Below are 21,011 nucleotides of genomic sequence, written 5' to 3' on the forward strand. Positions count from 1 at the left end.
CGACGACCCTCGTGTGACAGCTCAGTCGCGCAGCGTCGTCTCCGGCACCTGGACCAGCTGCCACTGGCCGGCCGCGGAGAACAGTCCACGGCCGGGCGGCATGCCCCCGGTGAGCGACCGCGGCAGCTTGATGCCGAAGTGGTCGCCGTCGGCGGGTGCACCGGGCGACAGCAGCACGCCGGAGCGCGACTTCTTCAGCACGGACGCGGGCCCGCGGTAGCTGCTGCCGAGGTCGTCGGTGGTACCGGCGGCGACGAGCACGCTGCCGGTGTCGCGCAGCTTCGGCAGATGCTTGGTCAGCAGGTCGACCATCCAGCCGTCGACGCCCATGAGCTCGAGGTCGTCGACGATGACGGCCGTGGGCCGGCCGCGCTGTCCCCGCTTTCCCTCGTGGGTCTCCTGGCCGCGTGGGACCTCGCGGTCGGCGGCTGGCCCCTCCGGCACCATGGACTCCCAGAGCTTGGTGACCTCGTCCTTGTCGCCCTCGAGGTTGATGACGGCCTCGACGCCCGGGCGGCCGGCCAGCTCGGACAGCGGGCTGCGGCGCGGCGTGATGACCATCATGCGCCAGTCGCGCTCGACCATGGACCGGGCCATGGTGAGCAGCGTGGTGCTGCGCCCGGACCGTCGCGGGCCGAGGACGAGGATGCCCGGCCCGTGGTCGATGGCGTCGAGCACCCGCAGGGTCAGGGTGTCGCCACCGACGGCGACCGGGATCTCGGTGGGCGCCAGCGGCCGCTCGGCCAGCTCGAGCGCGTCGGCGTAGCGGATGCGGGCCGGCAGCTGGTCGACGCGGAACGGCAGGAACGTCCGCGGCACGTCGGCGTAGCGCTCCTTGGCCTCGCGGGCCAGCTGCTGCAGCGCGGCGACCTGGGCGGTGCCCTCGACGTCGCCCGTGAGCAGCGCGACCTGGGTCTCGCGCAGACCCTCGGCGCGGAAGCCGCGGCCGGCCGGCATGTGCTCGGGCACCTTCTTCGGGTTCATGCCGATGTTGCCGAAGTCGCCGTTGTCGGTCATACGCAGCATCAGCTTGTCCTCGACCAGCGCCGAGACCCGGCCGACGAGCGCCGTGCGGTCCGACGTCAGAACGATCTTGACGCCGACGCCGGAGCCCTCCTGCAGAATCTGCATCCACTGGTCGACGAGCCGGCCGCTGTCGTAGTTCTCGAAGGACTGGATGAAGCCCTCCCAGCGGTCGAACAGCACCAGGATGTAGGGCAGCCGGGCATCGGGCGCGGCGGCGGCCCGCTGCTCGCTGAGGTCGGCGTAGCCCTGCTCGGCCAGGATCTGCTGGCGCCGGCCGATCTCGGCCCGGATGCGCGCCGACAGCGCCGACAGCCGCTCGGGCTGGTCGCGGCTGACGACGGCGCCGGTGTGCGGCAGCCCGACCATGGGCAGCAGTGCGTTGTTGCCGCAGTCGACGCCGTAGAGGTGGATGTCGCGCGGCGAGAGCTTGCGGGCCACCAGGCCGGCGACGGCGCGCAGCGCGGTGGAGCGGCCGCTGCGCGGTGCGCCGATGATGCCCAGGTGCCCGCCGCCGGCGAGGTCGTACGCCGCCACCGTGCGGCTCTGCTCGCGCGGGAGGTCGACGACGCCGAACGGGAGCAGGATGTCGCGCCCGGACTCGACGACAGCACTCGGGTCGTCGAGCACCTGGTCGAGCGTGACGACGTCGTCGAGCGGGGGCAGCCACGGGGGCGGCGGCGCGGTGATGCCGGTGCGCTGCGAGGCCTCGTTGATGGCCGCGACCAGGCTCTCGAGGTCGGTCGGCGTGGAGACGTCCTCCTCCTTGTCGCCGGCGCCGCTCTTCTGCGGCGGCCGGCCGAGCTCGTCCCAGTGCAGCCCGCGCAGGTCGACGGCGATCTGCGCGCCGGGGGCGTGCGGACGGCCACCGACGCGGGAGGACTGGAACGGCACCAGCGACGACGCGCCGAGCCGCGCGTAGGCCCGGCCCGGCGTGGACTTGGAGATCTCCGCGGCGTCCTTGGACTCGATGACGTCCTGGCTGTCGTTGCCGTCGGTGACCCGCAGCGCGATGCGCAGGTTGGTGTTGGACTTGATCTCGGCGCTGACGACGCCGGCCGGGCGCTGGGTGGCCAGCAGCAGGTGCACGCCGAGCGAGCGGCCCCGCCGGGCGATGTCGACCAGGCCCTTGACGAAGTCGGGCAGCTCGGTGACCAGGGCGGCGAACTCGTCGATGATGATCATGAGCCGGGGCATCGGCTCGTCGCCGGGCCCCTTGGCCGCCAGGTAGTCCTCGATGTCCTTCTTGCCGGCCCTGGCCAGCTGGTGCTCGCGGCGGTGCAGCTCGGCGGCCAGGCTGTCCAGCGCACGGGTGGTGAGGTGGCCGTCGAGGTCGGTGACCATGCCCACGGTGTGCGCGAGGTTGTTGCAGTCCTTGAACGCCGCGCCGCCCTTGTAGTCGACCAGCACGAACGTCATCTCGTCGGGGCGGTTGGCCACCGACAGCGAGGCGATGAGCGTCTGCAGCAGCTCGGACTTGCCCGAACCGGTGGTGCCGGCCACCAGGCCGTGCGGGCCGTCGGCCCGGATGTCGACGGCGAACGGGCCGTCCATGCCCTCGCCGATGACGGCCTTCGTGGTGCGCCCGACCGACGTCCACCAGCCGACGATGGCCTCGGGTGTCGGCGGGTCGAGCTCGAGCACGTCGAGCAGCCGGCTCGACGACGGCAGCGTGGACGACAGGTCCTCGGAACTGACGTCCTTGACCGGCGCCAGCGCCCGGCCGAGCCGCTCGCACCACTCCGGCGACACGATGTCGAGGCGGATGCCCTCGACCGTCGTGTGGCCGGTGCGCCGGACGGTGGCCGTGCCGTGCGCGCCGACCGACACCACGACCTTGCACTCCTCGGGCAGCAGCCGCTCGTCGGCGTCGATGCAGAGGAACGTGATGCCGACCCGCGGCCCGTCGCGCAGCAGCGTGATGAGACCGGGCAGCAGGCGGATGCGCCGGGCGCCGTCGAGCAGCACCAGCAGCGGCGGGAACGTGACGTCGCGCGAGGCCAGCATGCCGCCGCCGCGGTCGTTCAGGACCGCCTTGCGCCGCTCCATGATCGACATCAGCTCGGAGACGCGCCGGCCGGTGGTCTCTTCGTCGGCGCCGATGCCGGCGATGACGTCGGAGTCTTCGCCCCGGCGCACGTGCGGCAGCCAGCGCATCCAGCTCCAGGCCGCGCCGCCGTCGGCGTCGGAGAGCACGACGATGTCGACGTCGGCCGGGCTGTGCATCGCCGCGACCTGCGCGGCCATCCAGCCGGCCACCTGGCGGCGGATGTCGTCGTGCCCGGCCACGCCGGTGACCCCGGCCTGCTCGAGTGGGACGCCGACCGGCACGTCGGGCGCCGTCCAGTGCAGCACCCGCTCGTGGTCCTCGCGCGCGGGGTCGGTCATGGAGACCTCGCTGGGCACGTCGGCCGTGCCCACGCGCACGTGCATGAAGTCGGGGTCCGTGCGGCGCCGCTCCCACAACCGCGAACGCGGGCCGGTGGCGAACAACAGCGTCGCCGCGGGGTCGGGCAGGTCGCGCCGCCGGGCCGACCGCTCCGTCACCAGGCCCTCGTAGGCCTGGTTCTCGATGTGGCGCATGCGGTTGACGTAGGTCTTCATCTCGTCGTGGTACCGGGTCTGCTGCTGCGTCCGGGTGCTGCGGTAGCGCGAGATCATCATCAGCGGCGACAGGATCATGATCATCAGGCTGAACGGCGACCTGGTGAAGTAGAACATCGCGCCGCCCATGATCGCCGGGGCCAGCGAGATGGCCCACGGCAGCGGTTCCTTCTCGGGCTTGCGCGGCTCGTGCGGCAGCCGGAACTCCGTCTGCCGCGGCGGCGGGAGCAGCCGGGGCGGCCGGTTGTAGTCGAGGGTGACGCCGCCCGGGCTGGGCGACAGCGAGGCGTCGGGGTCAGCCGGCAGCGCGAGCTCGAGCACGACGTCGCCGACCACCAGCGCACCGCCCGGCGGCCACGCGACCGGGCCGTCGACCGGCACGCGGTCGAGGTGCAGGAACGGACGGTCGGCCTCGGGGTCGACGGTGAGATTGGGGTGCTTGAGCCGGGCCAGCTCCTCCATGCGCTTCTTGAACCGGCGCTTGCGCCGCTTCCTCTTCCTGCCGGGCGGCTCCTCCTCGTTCTTGGGCACGACGATGGGGCCCTCGAGCAGCCGCTCGCGCACGGGCGGCGGGACCAGGACCCCCACCAGCGAGGAGTCGGGCGTGAGCGTGACGGTGCCGTCGACGGTCACGTCGAGGCGCGCGGCGACCGGCGGCGCGTCCTCGCCGTGCAGGCGCACCCCGACTCCGACGCGGCTGCCGATCTCGTGGCTGCCCGGGGAGAGGTAGTCGACGCGGCCCGAGCCCGGCCCGGACACCGTGCGCACCTGGACCACGCCCGTGCGCTCGCCGAACACGTCGGGCAGCGGCGTGCCGACGCCCACCAGGGCGCCGTTGCGCAGGTCGGACTCCGCCACCCGGGTAGCGGGGTCGAGCGGGGTGTGCCCGAGGTAGAGGGTGGGCGGGAGGTCGGCGGCCGCGGCGGCCTCGTCGAGGACGCTCTCGCCGACGACGCCGAGGTGCCGGCCCGCCGTACGGACGATCTGTGGCTCCGGCGCCGGTCGCACGCGGGCAGCGAGCTGCCGGGCGATGTCGGCGATGGTCGCGTCGTCCTCGCAGTCGACGGCGAGGTCGACGACGTCGCCTCCGCCCGATGCAGTGGCACTCAGCAGGAGCCGCACGTACCCGTCCCAAGTTGTCGCGCTCAGCCGGATGGCTCGTCCGCGACTATCGTACTCATGGACATCCGCCGCGTATTGACGCGTGCGCGCCCGTCCCGGCACGGCCGGCGCGGACACAAGGCGGTCCGCAGCCGCGAAGAATGCGACTGCGGACCACCCGTGAACATATCCGCCGACGTCAGATGCGGTCCGGCTCGCCAGTGGCCTCGGCGATGTTGTTGTGGTTGACCTTGACGTCGTCGGCAGCGCCTGTCAGGGCGTCGCGCAGCGTGTCGAGGTTCGTGCGGTATTCCTCCCACGCACCACGGAAGTCGTCGGCGTAACGGCCGGTCCACACGGCGTTGCCCACGCCCGTGTCGACCTCCTTCTTGATGGTGTCCGCAGCCTCGGAGTTCCTGGTGAACGTCCCGTGGAGGTCCCGGAGAGTCGATAGTTCTGCACCAACACCCATGATTCTCTACTCCCTCGTGAATAACTACGCCCCACCGCGTCGGGTGTGGCACGACACTGGCAATTCTACCGGCCGTCTAGCCTTTTGCAACTGCTGGAACGACCTTTTTTCCATTTCCCTCGGGAAGATTTCCTCAATGCAACGGAACCATTGGTCCACGGGCAATGATCAACCCCGGACCGGCCGATATCGTTCCCTCGCAGGAATTCATCCCGAGACGTTTCGGGGTACCTCCTTCGGCATATTCAGATGCCCTCGACTAAGCGAGATCGCGATGTCTCCCTCCATTGCTCGGCACCAGCTCCTCGAGCAGCGCGACCGTCTCCGGCGCGAGCTCGATGCCACCGATGCCGGTGAGGGTCTCGCTCATCTCGCCCTCCACCGCCATGACTCCGCCCCGCCCGTCGACGGCGTGCTGGGCCAGGATCAGGTCGCGCCAGAGCAGCTGCTCGGCCGGCCTGACCCGCAGCCCCGCCCGGGCGGCGGCTGCCGCCGTGGCCGGGTCGCCGCCGTCGCGGGTGATGACGGACAACCGGTGCGCGGTGTCGACCAGGAGGTCCGACGCCACGCGTTCCACGCGAGCCCGGGCGATCCAGGCGTAGCGTCCCTGCGGACGCTCGCTGAGCACGGGGCCGCGGGCCACCCGCAGCGCCCGCCGCAGCAGGTCCGCCTCTTCCGACGGGCGCCGCACCTGCCGCGCCTGGCTCAGCAGCGCGCACACGACGTCCCAGTCGAGGACGACGGTCTCGCTCAGCTTCAGCCGGCCGTCCTCGGTGGTCAGCAGGTACGGCGACCCGGCGCGGTCGACGCCGAGCCACTCGCGCACCCGGGCGAACGTCGACTCACGCACGGCCGCCGTGACACCGCGCGGCCACACGGCCGCCGCGAGCACCGTCGGGTGCACGCCTTCGCGGTGCAGCGCCAGGTGCACCACGATCTCGGTGGCCAGCGCGCGACGCTCCGCCTCGATCTCGGTGCGCGCCTGCACGACCACGGGGCCCAGGATGTAGACCCGCACCGGCGCCGTGGCCAGCTCTGCCTCGGTGACCAGCGCGCGCACCTGCGGGACCTCGGGCCGGACCTCGGGCAGCCACGCCTCGTTGAAGGTCGGGCCGGCCGGGTCGGGGTCGTGGCTGCGGTCCGGGTCGACCAGCCCGACCAGCGCCTCGATGCTGCGCCAGGACAGCAGGTTGGCCCGCACCGACAGCCCCAGGGCGGGCAGCTCGAGGGTGCCGGCGGCGTCGACGTGGATGCGCCAGCGCGCGCCCGGCACGTCGCCGGCGCAGATGACGCCCAGCGGCGACCGGCCGGCCGCGTTGGTCAGCGCGACCAGCTGCTCGGCCAGCTCGCCGGTGGGCGGCGTGCCGAGGACGAGGTACTCGGGCATCCAGTTGCCGGCGCCGCCCGGGCGGACCCGGCCGGTGAGCACGTCGGTGCCGAGGCGGTCGGAGCGGCGGGCCGCCAGCTCCGGCAGCAGCGGCTCGACGCCGTCGACCAGCCGCAGCCGGCCCGGGTCGAAGACGCTCAGTGCGTCGGGCAGGCCGTCGGCGGTGACCCGCAGGTGATCGGACCACTGGTTGGTGGCCAGCTCGACCGCGAGCGCGGTGACCACCTCGAACGTGGCCTCGGGGTCGCCGTCGATGCAGATGGGACCGCCGGCCGCCTCGAGGTCGACCAGCACGTCGCGGTCGCCGCTTCGCCCCAGCGACACCAGGCCGGGGTACGGCGCCAGGACGCGCCCGCGCAGGTCCGGGTCGACGGCGACGTCGGCGCGGGCCAGGATCCAGCGCCGGCCCTCGTCGAGGACGGTCCAGGGTCCCGGCGCGTCGACGCGGGCCGGGGCCAGCAGCAGCTCGACGGAGGAGCTGTCGACCACCGCGGTGTAGACCGGCGGCAGCGGGCGGCCCGCCTCTTGGCACGACGCGGCCAGGTGGCGCAGCGCATGGTCGAGCCAGCGGGCGCGGTCGGGGTCGGCGCCGATGCGCAGCGCCACCTCGGCCTCGACCTCGTCGTCGCCCGGCTCCGGCGTACGCCGCCGGCGCCGGATCAGCTCGAGCGAGGCGAGCAGCCCGGCGGCCAGCAGGCCGGCGTCGATGAGCCCGGCGTGCGGGTTGGTGTTGACCGCCTCGGCCTCGCCGGTGGCGACGAAGTCGGCGAACAGCCCGGCGCCGGCCTCGCCGATGCCCTCCTGCCCGGCGCCCGGCTGGTCCGGCGTGACCGGCGGGGTGGCCGGTGGCGCGGGCGGGGTCTCGGCGACCGGCGTCTCGGCGGTGACGACGTCGACGCCCGCGGCATCGGCCGGCACGATGAGCAGCCAGTTCGGGTAGATGAGCCGGGCCAGCGACAGCTCGTGGCCGTCGGGCTGCTCGCGGCCGCGGTTGAGCTCGAAGATCTCCTGGTAGCGGCGGCCGTCGCCCAGCGTGCGCTCGGCGATGTCCCAGAGGTTGTCGTGGTAGCGGCCGTCGGGCGGCTGCACGATGTAGACCTTCTGGCCGACCAGCTCGGCGCCCTCCTCGGGGTCGAGCACCAGATCGCCCAGGCGGTACTCGACCTCTTCGGACGCGACGGCCGTGGTGGCGGCCGGCGCGGTCTCCTGCTGGACGGTGACGTCGGCCTGGCCGTCGTAGGCCTCGGCGGAGATGGTGGTGGGCGGCGGCGCCTCGGGAGCCGCCGCGGGCGCGGCGGCCGCAGCCTGGCCGACGGCCGCCGTGGCGACCAGCACCGACGCGACCAGCGCGCGGGCGAACCGCTGGGTCGGCCCGGACAACGGCACCCGGCTGGGCAGCCCCACGCCGCGGACCGCGCTGCGCAGCTCGATGAGCACGCAGAGGGTGAACTGCAGCCAGGCCAGCCACACGATCCACAGCAGGACCCCGACGAGCTGGTCGGGTCCGATGGTGGCGGTGAGGTCGTCGCGGCCGGGCAGCGACGTCGGGACGGGCGGCGGCCCGCCCAGGATCAGCAGCACCACCGGCACGCCGATGACGAGCAGCGCCAGAGCGAACCCCGCGGCCAGCGCCTGCGGCAGGCTGTGCCGCGCCTCGGGCACGCCGCGCTGCTGGAACCGCTGCGGCCCGGTCTCGCGCAGCGACGCCGTGGCCGTGGCCGACGCCTCGACCGGCGACACCGGCCGGGCGGTGCGCTCCGTCGTGCGGCCCTGCGCCCGGGCGGCGCGGCGGCCGCCGGTGCTCCGTCCGTTGCTCTCGCTCATGGCGTCTCCCCCACGATCCCGACGGCGGGCCGCGACGTGGCCGTCCCCTCGATCTCGAAGCTGTCGATGAAGATCAGCTGCAGCAGCGACGTCTCGACGGTGTCGCGCGCGGTGACCGTCACCTCGCCCGCGGCGGCGTCGACCTCGACCCGGCCGGCATCGTAGCCGCGGGCGGTCATGTACTCGCGCCCAGCGGCCTCGGCGTCGGCCTCGAGCAGCACGACCTGGCCGGTCTCGCGCAGCGCCTCGAGGTCGATCTGGTTGGCGGCGGCGCGGGCGGCCTGCTCCGCGTCGTCGAAGATGCGCTGTCGCGCGTTGATGGCGAACCCTCCGTCGATGACCAGCCCGGCCAGCATGAACAGCATGACGATCAGCGTGACGATCATGGCGCTGATGGCGCCGCGCTCGGACCGCGCCCGGGCCGGCCACGCGCCCGCCCGCCTCACGACGTCCTCCGCAGCTCGTCGATGGGCGCGAAACTCTCGCCCTCGAGTGTGGCGTCGCCCGGGAAGCCGGCGAACCCGAGGCCGCTGAACGACACCGTGCAGCGGACCTGGACGCTGATGATCTCGCCCGGGGCGAAGGTGCCGCCGAGCTGCACGGGCGTGCAGGTGACGCCGCTGGGCCGGGTGCTGTCGACGATGGCCTGCGCCGCCTGCCGGGCCGACGCGGCGTCGCGCTGCAGCGAGGCCGAGCGCACGGCGTCGCGCGCCATGGCCTCGACGTCGCCGCGCCGGTCGACGTAGCGGCCCAGGCCGACGATGAGCATCATGACCGCGATGAGGACAGGGGCCAGGATCACGACCTCGATGGCCATGGATCCCTCCTCTCTCCTCGCCGCGCGCGCGGCCCGCATGCGCCTGATCACAGGTCCGGCACGAACTGCTCGATGGGGCCCTCGATGGTCTGCGAGACCTCGGGGGCCAGGTTGTTGACGATCTCGGTGGAGCGCCCGCGGACGGTGACGCGGACGTTGTCGCCCACCTGGACCGCCTGGATGTCGGTGATGACCAGGTGACCGTTGCCCACCGCCTCGGCGTACTCGCGCCCGCGCGCCTCGGCCGCCGCCAGCGCCGCCGGAGTGCCGCCGCCGATGCGGGCCGTGCGGGCCGCCTCGCGGGCGGCCGCCGCCGCGATCTGGTTGCCGTGCCAGGTCAGCGAGAACTGCACGATGATGAAGATGATCAAGAACATGATCGGGGTGTAGAGCGCGAGCTCGATGGAGCTCGCTCCCCGCTGTGGTCTCGATCGCAGCCGTGCGATCCGCGCCTGGATGGGCATGGGTCCGTCAGAGCCCGCCGCCGGGGGCGTCCGGGATGTCGATGGAGTCGGCTTCCTCGGTGACGAGGTTGTAGATGACCACGCCGACCGCGGCGGCGAGCGCCACGAGGATCGCCGTGATGATGACGAACTCGATGGCCGACGCGCCGCGCTCGGGGGCGCGGCGGGCGCGTTCGGTGTGCACCTGCAGGCTCAGCAGCAGCCAGCCGATCGGGGTGTGGGGGCTGTTCATGAAGGACGTCTCCTGGTCGTGTGGGGTTCGGGCTCGGTTCGCGAAGGTCGTCAACTCTGTTCCAGCACCCCCATCAGCGCGGGGTAGACGAGGAAGAGCAGGAAGCCGCAGCACAGCACCAGCTGGGCCACCAGCATGGACTGCGAGCGCTGCCCGGCCTTCCCCTCGATCTCGGCCAGCTCGCGTCGCCGCAGCGAGCCGGCGCGGGCGGCCAGCGACTCGCGTACCTTGGCGCCGTCCTCGGCGACCAGCGCCAGCGCGGCGGCGAGGTCGCGCAGCTCGTCGACGCCGACCTCGTCGCCCAGCTCGCCCAGCGCCGCCCACGGCGTGACCCCGTGCAGCCGGGCCGTCAGCAGGGTGTCGCGGATGCGGACCATGGCCCAGCCGTCGCTGAGCGACGACGCCGCCTGCAGCGCCTCGGGCACGCCCCGGCCGCCGGCGAGGTTCATCGCGACGAGGTCGAGGAACGAGCCGACGACGTGGCGGAAGTCGCGGCGCCGGTCGGCCGCGCTGGACCGGGCGGTGAGCGTCGGGACGGCCGCGAAGACGACCGCGAGGACGAGGCCGATGATCGTCCCGCCCGCGATGCCCAGCCCGATGCCGGCGAAGGACAGGATGGCGGTGAGCACGACCGGCATGAGGAAGCCGGCCAGCCCGCAGAGCACCGTCGTCGCCAGGTGCCCCTCGAGGGTCCGCCCCAGCAGCGAGAGGTCGGCGCGCAGTGACCCCATGCGCAGGCCGAACCCCTCGAGCGTCTGGCGCAGCTGCCCGCCGAGCTTGCGCATGGACGCCGACTCGACGGTGCCGCCGGTGCTGGTGGCGGCGGTGATGCGGTCGCGCCGGGCCCGGCTGCGCTCGGAGTCGAGCCGGGCCAGCGCCGCGGCCGGATTGATGCGCGGCACCGACAGCACGTAGCCGAGCAGCAGCGCTCCGGCGCCGGCGATGGCGCCCGCCACCAGGATGAGTGTCACGACCGCGCCTCCACCGGGTCGGCGGTGACCAGGAACCGGCCGGGCGTCTCGAACTTCGCCAGCCGGCGCATCCAGAAGAAGCCGATGGCGAAGATGCCGATGACGACGCCCAGCACGATCTGGCCGACGGCGGAGTTGTACGGCTCGACGAAGTCGCGGTTGACCAGCGACAGGCCGACCATGAAGAACAGGCTCACGCCGACGACGATCTGCACCGAGCGCCGGGTGCTGGCCCGGCCGGCCATGACCCGCTGGCGCATGTCGAGCTCGGCCCGGGCGGAGTCGGCCAGCGAGCTGAGCACCTGGCGCAGGCCGGGGCCGCGCAGCCGGGCGTTGAGGATCAACGCCGACACGACGAGGTCGGCGCTGGCGTCGTCGAGGTCGTCGGCGAAACGCTCCAGCGCCTCGGGCATCGGCATGCGGATGCGCAACCGGTCGGCCAGCAGCCGCAGCTGCGGCTGGATGGACGGCGCGGCCGCGTAGACCGTGGCCGGAATGGCCTGCTCGAGGCCGACGGCGCCGGCGATGGTGTCGCGCAGCGACTCCGTCCACGACGCGAGCCCCTCGAGCCGGGCGATCGACGTCCGCTCCTCCTTCGCCCCGCCGAACAGCGCCGGCCAGAACGCCACCAGCAGGCCGGCACCGATGGCGGCGACCGGCCAGCGGGTCAGCAGCAGCGTGCCCACGCCGGCGATGATGCCGTACACCGTCTGCCGGCCCAGCTTCTCGACCAGCGAGCGCGACGAGCCCGGCGTCGGCGGCTTGGGCTCGCTGCCGCGGATGGCCAGGATCAGCAGCAGCACCGACGCCCCCACGGCCGCGCCGAGGAGGGTGATGAGCAGGATCGTGGGGCTCACGCGATCACCCGGCTCGCGTTGACGTCATAGCCCACCGCGATGAGGTCGTCGATGCAGGCGATGGGCGCGGCAGGGACGGCGACACCGTCGGGCCCGGCGGCGAAGATCTCGCTGGACAGCACCCGGCCGTCGACGCCGTTGATCTCGCGGATGCTGGAGACGAACCGGCGCAGCCGGCCGCCCTCGGCGAACTCGTTGCGCTTCTCGACGAAGACGACGAAGTCGATGGCGCCGGCGATGAGCATCATGGTCGCCTCGACGGGCAGCCGCTCGACCGACTGGATGGCGTAGGTCGAGATGCGGTTGAACACCTCGATGGAGCTGTTGGCGTGGATGGTCGACAGCGAGCCGTCGTTGCCCTGGCTCATGGCGTTGAGCATGGTGACGATCTCGTCGCCCAGCACCTCGCCGACGATGACCCGGCTGGGGTTCATGCGCAGGCTGCGGCGGACCAGCTCGGCCATGGTGATGGCACCCTGGCCCTCGGAGTTGGGCAGCCGCTCCTCGAACGCGACGACGTTGGGGTGCAGGTCGGCGAACTCGCCGAGACCCAGCTCGAGCGCCCGCTCGACGGTGATGAGCCGCTCGGACGGCGGGATCTCGTTCGCCAGCGCGCGCAGCATGGTCGTCTTGCCGGCGTTGGTGGCGCCGGCGATCATGATGTTCTTGCGCGCGGCCACGGCGGCGGACAGGAACGCCGCCAGCTCCTCGGTGACGGAGCCGTACTGCACGAGGTCGTCGAGGTGCACCCGCGACAGCCGGGCCCGGCGGATCGAGATGGCCGGCCGGGCGCACACGCCCATGACGGCCGAGAGCCGGCTGCCGTCGGGGAGCCGGAGGTCGAGCTGCGGGTTCGCGGAGTCGAACGGGCGGCTGGTGAGCCCGGAGTAGGCACCCAGGATCTGCACCAGTTCGACCAGCTCGTCGTCGCTCTCGGCGACCGGCGCGCCGTTGACCTCGCGGCCGTCGGAGTACTGGATGAAGACGTTGTCGCAGCCGTTGATGTCGATGTTCTCGACGTCGAGGTCGTCGAGCAGCGGCTGCAGCCGGCCGACGCCGAACAGCGCGGCGTGGATGCCGGAGGAGATCTCCTCCTCTTCCTCGGCCGACGGCGGCGTGCGGCCGGCCGCGATCTCGGCCCGTGCGTGCGCGTCGAGGACCCGGCTGATGACGGCGCGCGCGAACTGCCGCTCGTCCTCGCCGGACATGGGCGGGATGCCGTTGGAGGCGTCGTCGCGGCGCTGCCGGGCGAGGGTGTCGGCGACCTCCTCGCGGAGGGTGCGGACGAGGTTCTGGTCCACCGTGGTCAGCTCCTGCTCGGGATGCGCGCGTGGTTCTGGGCCAGCCGCCGGACGGTCTCGCTGAGCTCGCGCGCCGAGCGCACCAGCAGCGACCGGTCGATGCGCCGGTTCCATCGCCCGGCCAGGGCGCCGGCCGCCTTGGGGTCGTCGGCGATGCGGCCCAGCACGGTGACCTGGTGGCCGTCGTGCTGCAGCAGCCGGTCGAGGTCGCGGGCGCTGGCGGTGTCGCCGCTGTCGGCGACCAGCACGATGCCGACGGGGATGCTGCCGGCCTTGCCGATCTGCAGCGGCTCGGCCAGCCAGCGCAGCCGTTCGCGCAGGTGCGCGTAGTACTCGATGCCCGGCCGCACGACGAACACGACGGCGTCGGCGGCGTTCATGACCGGCAGCAGCGGCGTGCCCGGCACGATGCGGCCGCAGTCGACCAGGACGTCGACCGGCAGGGTCTTGAGCATGGTGGCCATGGCCGGCCAGACCGCGCCGATGCCGGTGAGCTGCTCGGGCCGCACGACGCCGGCGAGCAGGTCGAGGCCACCGTCGGCGGTCTGCAGGTGCTCGGCCATGTGTGCCTCGGCCACGCCCCGGCGGGCCGCGGCGGCCAGCGAGAGCAGTCCGCGCTCGGGATCGAGCGGCTCGCCGTGGACGTCGCGGTGGCGCAGCGCGAGGTCGCCTCCGGCGGGGTCGAAGTCGGCGACCACCACGTCGAACGGCCAGATGGCCCCGAGGGCGTTGACCGTGGTGGTCACCCCCGGGGAGCCCTTGGCGGACGCGAACGCGATCAGCACCCGCTCACTCCTCCTCGGACGCGAAGGGGGTGCCGCGCTCGACGAGCGTGACGACGAGCTGGTTGGTGGCCGCGAGCCCGCCGATGGCGGCGGCGTCGGCGCGGTCGACCAGCAGGGTGACCAGCGAGCCGGTGCCACCCTGGGCGTCGGCGCCCTCGGCCGCGCGGGCGGTGGCGACCCGGGCGCCCTCGACGACGGTGTCGCCCTCGCCGGTGACGATCGAGACGAGGTCGACGATGTCGCCGGCCTGCAGCCCGCCGGCCGGCAGGAAGCCCTGGCCGAGGAAGGCGCCGACGGCGACCTGGCCCTCGGACAGCGGAGACTCGGTTTCGAGCATGGTGGTGTCGAGCAGCTGGCCCTGCTCGAGGCTCACGCGCGCGTACTGGCCGACGACTTGGGCCTCCTGCGACTCCGGGATCAGGGTGTCGAGCTCGGCGGCGACCTGGGTGGCCTCGAGGTCCTCGGCGGTGATCTGCTCGCCCGCGGCGACGTCGGCGGCCAGCCGCAGCACCGGCGTGCGCTCGTCGACCCGCATGGCGAGCAGCGCGGCGATGGCCGCGCCGCCGACGATGAGCAGCACCGCCAGGGCGGCCAGCGCCGGGCGCCGCTGCCGCGGCGGCGAGGGCAGCCGGGTGTTCTCGGCACGGACCCGCTGGTTGCTCCGGATGCCTCGCTGCTCGCGTGCGCGCTGGCGCTCGTTGGCCGCGTCAGTCGTCTGAGTTGTCCCCGCCATGAGGTGCCTCTACCGCTCCCGCCTCGTCACCCGTCCGCACACCCGCTGGTGTCGCTGCCCGCCCCGAACCGGTCAGGACGGCGGGGCGCAGCGTGGGGACCGTATCGAACGGACCGGCCGAGGCGACCGGTCGGACGCCGCGTCGCCGGGTGGTTCGACACGCCAAGCAACCCCGCTGCCCCCTGGACGTTCGGGGGAACCTTACCTCGACGGCCCGACCGTGGTCATGCCGCTCGAGACCCTTCCCCGTCATGTCCGCTGTGCCCACATTCCGGACCGTGCGTCCACAGTCCGGATGCGTCCCCAACACCACGGACGCTACCGGCGGCCGCTTTCACCGTCCTTTCATCGTCGTGTCGGGACCTGTGGTGACCACCTGATCCGCGTGCGTGCGCGGGGATTGGCTAGTGTCGGGACATTGCCGATCCACACGACCGCACAGGAGCACCCGTGTCCGAGCGCACGCTCGTCCTGATCAAGCCCGACGCCGTCCGCCGCGGCCTGGTCGGGGAGATTCTGGCCCGCTATGAACGCAAGGGCCTGACCATCGTCGCGATGGACCAGCGCACCATCGACCCCACGCTGTCGGACGCCCACTACGCCGAGCACGTCGAGAAGGCGTTCTACCCCGCGCTGCGCGAGTTCGTCACCGGCGGCCCGCTGGTCGCCCTCGTGCTCGACGGCGACCAGGCCATCGACGTCGTCCGGGCCATGAACGGCGCCACCGACGGCCGCAAGGCCGCCCCCGGCACCATCCGCGGCGACCTCTCGCTGTCGAACTCCGAGAACCTCGTGCACGCCTCGGACTCCCCCGAGGCCGCCAAGCGCGAACTCGACCTCTGGTTCCCCGGCCTGTAACGCCTGCTCGGCCGCCGATGGCGGGTGGTTCAGTGGCGCCATAGTGCCACTGAACCACCCGCCATCGTTGTCCACAGGGCGCGAATCCGCGCTTGGCTCGACAGCGATCCGCGCGGAAGATCGCGGTGTGACTCAGATGTCGGCGCTCGCCCTGGCTCGTGCTCAGGACGGCCTCCTCACCCGCCGGCAGGCTTCGGCCGCCGGCATGACGAAGGACGCCATCCGGCACGCGATCCGGCCCGGCGGGCCGTGGCAGCGCGTCCTGCCCGGCATCTACGCCACCTTCAACGGGCCGCTCACGCCGATCCACCGGCGCCGCGCCGCGATCCTGCACGGCGGCCCGAGGGCCGCGATCAGTGGCGCATGGGCCTGCGACATGAGCGGACTGGCCTACGGCCCGCCGGCCGATGACGACATCGACGTACTGGTGCCTTGGGAGTCGGCCCTCCGCAGCAAGGGCTTCGTCCGGGTGAACCGGACGACACGGCCACCGCGACCCCAGCTGTGGATCGACGACGATCTCACCGACCTCCCGCTCGACGTGCTCACCGACCAGGCCGGACGTGGCCCGGTTCCCGGCCTCGTTCCGGTGGTGCCACCCGCGCGGGCCGTCGTCGAAACGGTGGTCCGCTGTGAGCGGCTTCCGGGGGACTGGCGTCCGCGCTGCTCCCGCGCCGACGGCTGCCCGCGCTGCTGGGATCACCCGAGCCACCACCGCGACGTCGCTCTGCGCAACGCCCGAGCCCTGATGTGCGAAGTCGTCCAACGCCGCCGAGCCACTCTGACGGCCCTGCGCAGCGAGGTCGCCGCTGCCCCACGCCGTGGAGGCGCGCTGGCCCGGCTCGCCATGCGCGACATCGAGGCGGGCTGCCGCTCCGCGCCCGAATGCGAACTCCGCGACCTCGTCCGCACCAGCCCCGTCCTGCCCGAGCCCCGCTGGAACCGGCCACTCCCCGAGCACCGTGGCATCCACCCGGACGCCTGCTGGGAACACGCCCGCCTCGTCGTCGAGGTCGACTCCCGCAGCTTCCACGGCTTCGGCGACGCCCCCGCCCGCACCGAAGAACGCCGAGCCCGCTACGCCGCCCACGGCTGGCGCGTCCTCCCGGTCTCACCTGCCCGGCTGCGTACCGAACCCGCCGCCGTCCTCCGCGAGATCGAGGCTGCCTACCTCGCGGGCATGAGGTGATGGCGGGTGGTTCGGTGGCGCTATGGCACCACCGAACCACCCGCCATCACTCGGGCGACCGCTGCTCTCGAGCCGCCTTCTCGCGCTCGATCTGCGGGCCGATGCGCAGCAGGACGAACCAGAGCAGCGCGAAGATGCCGCCCAGGATGAGCATGGCCGGCACCACGACGCCGGCCGCGATCGACGCCACCTGGGCCGCCGTCCCGAGCACGTAGCCGACCCGGCCGCGGCGCACCGTGGCCGCGCCCAGGACGCACAGCAGCGCGATGCCGCCGCCGGCCGGCCAGGCCGCTCCCCGGCTCACGTCGGCGATGTTGATCGCCACGGGGACGGCCAGCAGCACCACGATCGTCTGGACCGACAGGATGGTGGCGGCGATCCGGTTCACGACGGCGCCCCGTACGCCACGCGCGCGTCGCCCGCCGTCACCACGGAGCCGGTGACCACGACGCCGTAGCCGCCCAGCGACTCCTCGCGCTCGGCCAGCGCCAGTGCGGCGTCGATCGCCTCGGGCAGCGGGACCGCCTGGTGGACGCGGTCCTGGCCGAACACGTCGATGGCGATGTTGGCCAGCTGGTCGACCGGCATGGTGCGCGGCGAGGAGTTCTCGGTGACGACGACGGCCTCGACCGCGGGCTCGAGCTCGGTGAGGATGCCCTCGACGTCCTTGTCGGCCATGGCGGCGACGACGGCGACCAGTGCGGTTCCGGCGAACTCCTCGGACAGCGCCGCCGCGAGCGCCGCCGCGCCGGCGGGGTTGTGCGCGGCGTCGGCGAGCACGACCGGACCGCGGCGCAGCGCCTCGAGCCGGCCCGGCGACGTGACCCGCGCGAACGCGGCCCGCACCAGGTCCGCGTCCAAGGCCTCGCGGCCGCCGCCGACGAACGCCTCGACCGCCGCCAGTGCCGCCGCCGCGTTGTGCGCCTGGTACTCGCCGTGCAGCGGCAGGAAGACCTCGTCGTACGGGCCGGTGAGCCCCTGCAGGCCGACGACCTGCCCGCCGACGGCCATCTCGCGGCCGCGCACGCCGAACTCGACGCCCTGCCGGGCGACGGTGGCGCCCACCTCGGCGACCCGCGCCAGCAGGATCTCGGCCGCGGCCGGCAGCTGCGGCCCCAGCACGGCGTACGAGCCGGGCTTGATGATGCCGGCCTTCTCGGTCGCGATCTCCTCGATGGTGTCGCCGAGGTACTCGACGTGGTCGACGGCGATCGGGGTGACGACGGCGACGCGGCCGTCGGCGACGTTGGTGGCGTCCCACGAGCCGCCCATGCCGACCTCGACGACGGCGGCCTCGACCGGGGTGTCGGCGAACGCGGCGTAGGCGAGCGCCGTCAGCGCCTCGAAGTAGCCCAGCCGCACGTCGTGCTTGGAGTCGACGAGGTCGAGGTACGGCCTGATCTCGGCGTACGCGGCGGCGAACCGCTCCGGCGCGATCGGCTCGCCGTCGACGACGATGCGCTCGGTGATCGACTGCAGGTGCGGGCTGGTGTAGCGGCCGGTGCGCAGGTTCAGCTCGCGCAGCAGCGAGTCGACCATGCGCGCCGTGGACGTCTTGCCATTGGTGCCGCCGATGTGGACGACGGGGTAGGCCAGCTGCGGGTTGCCGAGCAGGTCGAGGACCTCGCGGATGCGCTCCAGCGACGGCTCGACCAGCGACTCCGGACGCCGCGCCATGAGCTCGGCCTCGATGTCGCGCAGCTGGTCACCGCTCACGACGACGCGCCCTGCGGCAGGCCGGCCAGCTGTGCCTCGAGCCGGGCGATCTCGGTCTCGGCGGCGGTGCGCCGGCCGCGGACCTTCTCGACCTCGGACTCGGGCGCCTTGGCGAGGAACTGCTCGTTGTCGAGCTTGCGGGTGGCCTGCTCGAGCGCCTTCCGCTCGGTGGCGAGGTCCTTGCTGAGCCGCTTGCGCTCGGCCTCGACGTCGACCGCGCCGGAGAGGTCCAGCTCGACGGTGACGCCCCCGACCACCACCCGCGCCGTCGCCGTGAAGCCGTCCTCCGGCGAGGTCAGCCGGGTCAGCGACCGGAACGCGGCCTCGTGCTCGGTGAACGTGAAGACGTCGGACACCGCGGCCGAGACCCGGGCCGGCACCCGCTGGCCCGGCTTGAGGCCCTGGTCGCTGCGGAACCGGCGGACCTCGGTGACCAGCCGCTGCAGTTCGGCCACGGTGGCCTCGGCCGAGGGGTCGCGCCGCGACGCGTCAGGCGCCGGCCAGTCGGCGACCACGAGCGACTCCTGGCCGGTCAGCGTCGTCCACAGCGCCTCGGTGACGAACGGCGTCACCGGGTGCAGGACGCGCAGCAGCCGGTCGAGGACATGACCCAGCACCAGCCGGGTGTTCTCGGCCGCGTCGCCGCCCGCGGCCAGCGACGTCTTCGCCAGCTCGACGTACCAGTCGCAGAACTCGTCCCACGCGAAGTGGTAGAGCAGGTCGCTGGCCTTGGCGAACTGGTAGTCCTCGAACAGGCCGTCGACCTCGGCGAGGACGGTGTGGAGCCGCGACAGGATCCATCGGTCGGGCGCCGCCAGCTCCGGCGACGGTGGCAGCTCACCCACGCGGGCTCCGCTGATCAGCGCGAACCGCGTGGCGTTCCAGAGCTTGTTGCAGAAGTTGCGCGACGCCTGCACCCAGTCCTCGCCGATGGGCACGTCGGCGCCGGGGTTGGCGCCGCGGGCCAGCGTGAACCGCAGCGCGTCGGAGCCGTAGGCGTCCATCCAGTCGAGCGGGTCGACGGCGTTGCCGAACGACTTCGACATCTTCTTGCCGCGCTCGTCGCGGACCATGCCGTGCAGCACGATGGTGTGGAAGGGGATCGCCTTCTCGGGGGCGGCGTCGGCGTGCGCGTACAAGCCGAACATCATCATGCGGGCCACCCAGAAGAACAGGATGTCGTAGCCGGTGACCAGCACCTGGTTCGGGTAGAACTTCTCCAGCGCCGGGGTCTCGTCGGGCCAGCCGAGCGTCGAGAACGGCCACAGCGCCGACGAGAACCAGGTGTCGAGCACGTCCTCGTCCTGCACCCAGCCCTCGCCGGTGGGGACCTCGTCGTCGGGACCGACGCAGACCACCTCGCCGTCGGGCCCGTACCAGACCGGGATGCGGTGACCCCACCAGAGCTGGCGCGAGATGCACCAGTCGTGCATGTCGTCGACCCAGCCGAACCAGCGCGACTCCATGGACGTCGGGTGGATGGCCACGCGGCCGTCGCGGACGGCGTCGCCCGACGCCTTGGCCAGCGGCTCGACCTTGACCCACCACTGCAGTGACAGCCGCGGCTCGACGACGGTCTTGCAGCGCGAGCAGTGGCCGACGGCGTGCACGTACGGCCGCTTCTCGGAGACGATGCGGCCCTCTTCGCGCAGCGCCGCGACGACGGCCGGCCGGGCCTCGAACCGGTCGAGCCCCTGGAACGGGCCGTGCGCGGTGATGACGCCCTGCTCGTCCATGATCGTGAGCATGGGGAGGTCGTGCCGGCGGCCGATCTCGAAGTCGTTGGGGTCGTGCGCCGGCGTCACCTTGACCATGCCGGTGCCGAACGACGGGTCGACGTGCGGGTCGCCGACGATCGGGATGCGCCGCCCGGTCAGCGGCAGGTCGACCTCGGTGCCGATGAGGTGCTTGTAGCGCTCGTCGTCGGGGTGCACGGCCACGGCGGTGTCGCCGAGCATCGTCTCGGCGCGCGTGGTGGCCACGACGACGTCGTCGCTGTAGCGGATCGAGACCAGCTCGCCGTCGTCGTCGCTGTGCTCGACCTCGATGTCGGACAGCGCGGTGTGGCAGCGGACGCACCAGTTGATGATGCGCTCGGCGCGGTAGATGAGCTCGTCGTCGTAGAGCCGCTTGAACATGGTCTGGACGGCGCGCGACAGGCCCTCGTCCATGGTGAACCGCTCGCGGCTCCAGGCGACGCCGTCGCCGAGCCGGCGCATCTGGGCGAGGATCTTGCCGCCGGACTCGGCCTTCCACTCCCAGACCTGCTCGACGAACGCCTCGCGGCCGAGATCGTGCCGGGACTGCCCGGTCGCCGCCAGTTGCCGCTCGACGACGTTCTGGGTGGCGATGCCGGCGTGGTCCATGCCCGGCATCCACAGCGCCTCGTAGCCCTGCATGCGCCGCCGCCGGACGAGCGCGTCGATGAGGGTGTGCTCGAACGCGTGGCCCAGGTGCAGCGAGCCGGTGACGTTGGGCGGCGGGATGACGATGCAGAACGGCGGCCGGTCGCTCTTCTCGTCGGCCTCGAAATAGCCCCGTTCGACCCAGCGCTCGTAGAGCGGCGCCTCTACCGCTGCCGGGTCGTAGACGGACGGCAGGGCGGGCTCGGAGTGCTCGGTGCGGGTCGTGTCGGTCACGCCGCGGAATTCTACTGCGAGACGAGGCCCGATAGCGT

The 21,011-nt window shown here is 72.9% G+C and carries 17 protein-coding genes; 2 read left to right on the forward strand and 15 right to left on the reverse strand.

The window, feature by feature from the left end; genetic code table 11:
• Positions 1-21: 21 nt before the first annotated feature.
• The 12 genes from E1212_RS02125 to E1212_RS02175 form a co-directional block, all read right to left on the reverse strand.
• Positions 22-4,749, reverse strand: coding sequence for an FtsK/SpoIIIE domain-containing protein (locus E1212_RS02125; protein ID WP_131978422.1), 4,728 nt, complete (start codon positions 4,747-4,749; stop codon positions 22-24).
• A gap of 178 nt (positions 4,750-4,927) precedes the next feature.
• Positions 4,928-5,098 (reverse strand): WXG100 family type VII secretion target, encoded by a 171-nt coding sequence (locus tag E1212_RS29185; RefSeq protein WP_162605260.1) that lies wholly within the window; start codon positions 5,096-5,098, stop codon positions 4,928-4,930.
• Between the two features lie 361 nt (positions 5,099-5,459).
• Positions 5,460-8,411, reverse strand: a complete 2,952-nt coding sequence (locus tag E1212_RS02130; protein WP_131978425.1) for an AfsR/SARP family transcriptional regulator — start codon at positions 8,409-8,411, stop codon at positions 5,460-5,462.
• Positions 8,408-8,857: a pilus assembly protein TadG-related protein gene (locus E1212_RS02135; RefSeq protein ID WP_203416203.1), complete on the reverse strand. Its 450-nt coding sequence runs from the start codon at positions 8,855-8,857 to the stop codon at positions 8,408-8,410. Before E1212_RS02135 ends, E1212_RS02130 begins: the two co-directional genes overlap by 4 nt.
• Complete coding sequence (locus E1212_RS02140; protein ID WP_162605261.1) at positions 8,854-9,228, reverse strand: TadE family protein; 375 nt, start codon at positions 9,226-9,228, stop codon at positions 8,854-8,856. Before E1212_RS02140 ends, E1212_RS02135 begins: the two co-directional genes overlap by 4 nt.
• Before the next feature lie 47 nt (positions 9,229-9,275).
• Positions 9,276-9,692 (reverse strand): TadE family protein, encoded by a 417-nt coding sequence (locus E1212_RS02145; RefSeq protein WP_131978431.1) that lies wholly within the window; start codon positions 9,690-9,692, stop codon positions 9,276-9,278.
• A 7-nt stretch (positions 9,693-9,699) separates the two neighbouring features.
• Positions 9,700-9,924, reverse strand: a complete 225-nt coding sequence (locus E1212_RS02150; protein WP_131978434.1) for a hypothetical protein — start codon at positions 9,922-9,924, stop codon at positions 9,700-9,702.
• Between the two features lie 50 nt (positions 9,925-9,974).
• Complete coding sequence (locus E1212_RS02155) at positions 9,975-10,895, reverse strand: type II secretion system F family protein (RefSeq protein ID WP_131978436.1); 921 nt, start codon at positions 10,893-10,895, stop codon at positions 9,975-9,977.
• Complete coding sequence (locus E1212_RS02160; RefSeq protein ID WP_131978439.1) at positions 10,892-11,752, reverse strand: type II secretion system F family protein; 861 nt, start codon at positions 11,750-11,752, stop codon at positions 10,892-10,894. The genes E1212_RS02155 and E1212_RS02160 overlap by 4 nt, the downstream gene beginning before the upstream one ends.
• A complete protein-coding gene (locus E1212_RS02165; RefSeq protein WP_203416207.1) occupies positions 11,749-13,053 on the reverse strand; it encodes a TadA family conjugal transfer-associated ATPase in 1,305 nt (434 codons plus the stop codon). Before E1212_RS02165 ends, E1212_RS02160 begins: the two co-directional genes overlap by 4 nt.
• 5 nt (positions 13,054-13,058) lie before the next feature.
• Positions 13,059-13,838: a CpaE/TadZ family protein gene (locus E1212_RS02170; RefSeq protein ID WP_131978445.1), complete on the reverse strand. Its 780-nt coding sequence runs from the start codon at positions 13,836-13,838 to the stop codon at positions 13,059-13,061.
• 4 nt (positions 13,839-13,842) lie between these two features.
• The gene (locus tag E1212_RS02175; protein ID WP_131978448.1) at positions 13,843-14,571 is read right to left on the reverse strand and encodes an SAF domain-containing protein; all 729 of its coding nucleotides are present in this window, start codon (positions 14,569-14,571) and stop codon (positions 13,843-13,845) included.
• Positions 14,572-15,021: 450 nt separating this feature from the next.
• On the opposite strand from E1212_RS02175, the gene ndk reads away from it, so the two are divergent.
• Positions 15,022-15,429, forward strand: coding sequence for a nucleoside-diphosphate kinase (gene ndk, locus E1212_RS02180; RefSeq protein ID WP_131978451.1), 408 nt, complete (start codon positions 15,022-15,024; stop codon positions 15,427-15,429).
• Positions 15,430-15,556: 127 nt separating this feature from the next.
• A complete protein-coding gene (locus tag E1212_RS02185) occupies positions 15,557-16,618 on the forward strand; it encodes a hypothetical protein (RefSeq protein WP_131978454.1) in 1,062 nt (353 codons plus the stop codon).
• A 46-nt stretch (positions 16,619-16,664) separates the two neighbouring features.
• On the opposite strand, the gene E1212_RS02190 is transcribed toward E1212_RS02185, so the two are convergent.
• From E1212_RS02190 to E1212_RS02200, 3 genes are read right to left on the reverse strand one after another with little or no spacing between them, the layout of a single operon-like run.
• Entirely contained in the window at positions 16,665-17,006 is a 342-nt protein-coding gene (locus tag E1212_RS02190) for a DUF4233 domain-containing protein (protein ID WP_131978457.1), read from the reverse strand.
• Positions 17,003-18,334: a bifunctional folylpolyglutamate synthase/dihydrofolate synthase gene (locus tag E1212_RS02195; RefSeq protein ID WP_203416209.1), complete on the reverse strand. Its 1,332-nt coding sequence runs from the start codon at positions 18,332-18,334 to the stop codon at positions 17,003-17,005. Before E1212_RS02195 ends, E1212_RS02190 begins: the two co-directional genes overlap by 4 nt.
• Positions 18,331-20,973 (reverse strand): valine--tRNA ligase, encoded by a 2,643-nt coding sequence (locus E1212_RS02200; RefSeq protein WP_131978460.1) that lies wholly within the window; start codon positions 20,971-20,973, stop codon positions 18,331-18,333. Before E1212_RS02200 ends, E1212_RS02195 begins: the two co-directional genes overlap by 4 nt.
• Positions 20,974-21,011 lie beyond the last annotated feature (38 nt).

This window comes from Jiangella ureilytica, assembly GCF_004348545.1.
GTDB classification, from domain to species: domain Bacteria; phylum Actinomycetota; class Actinomycetes; order Jiangellales; family Jiangellaceae; genus Jiangella; species Jiangella ureilytica.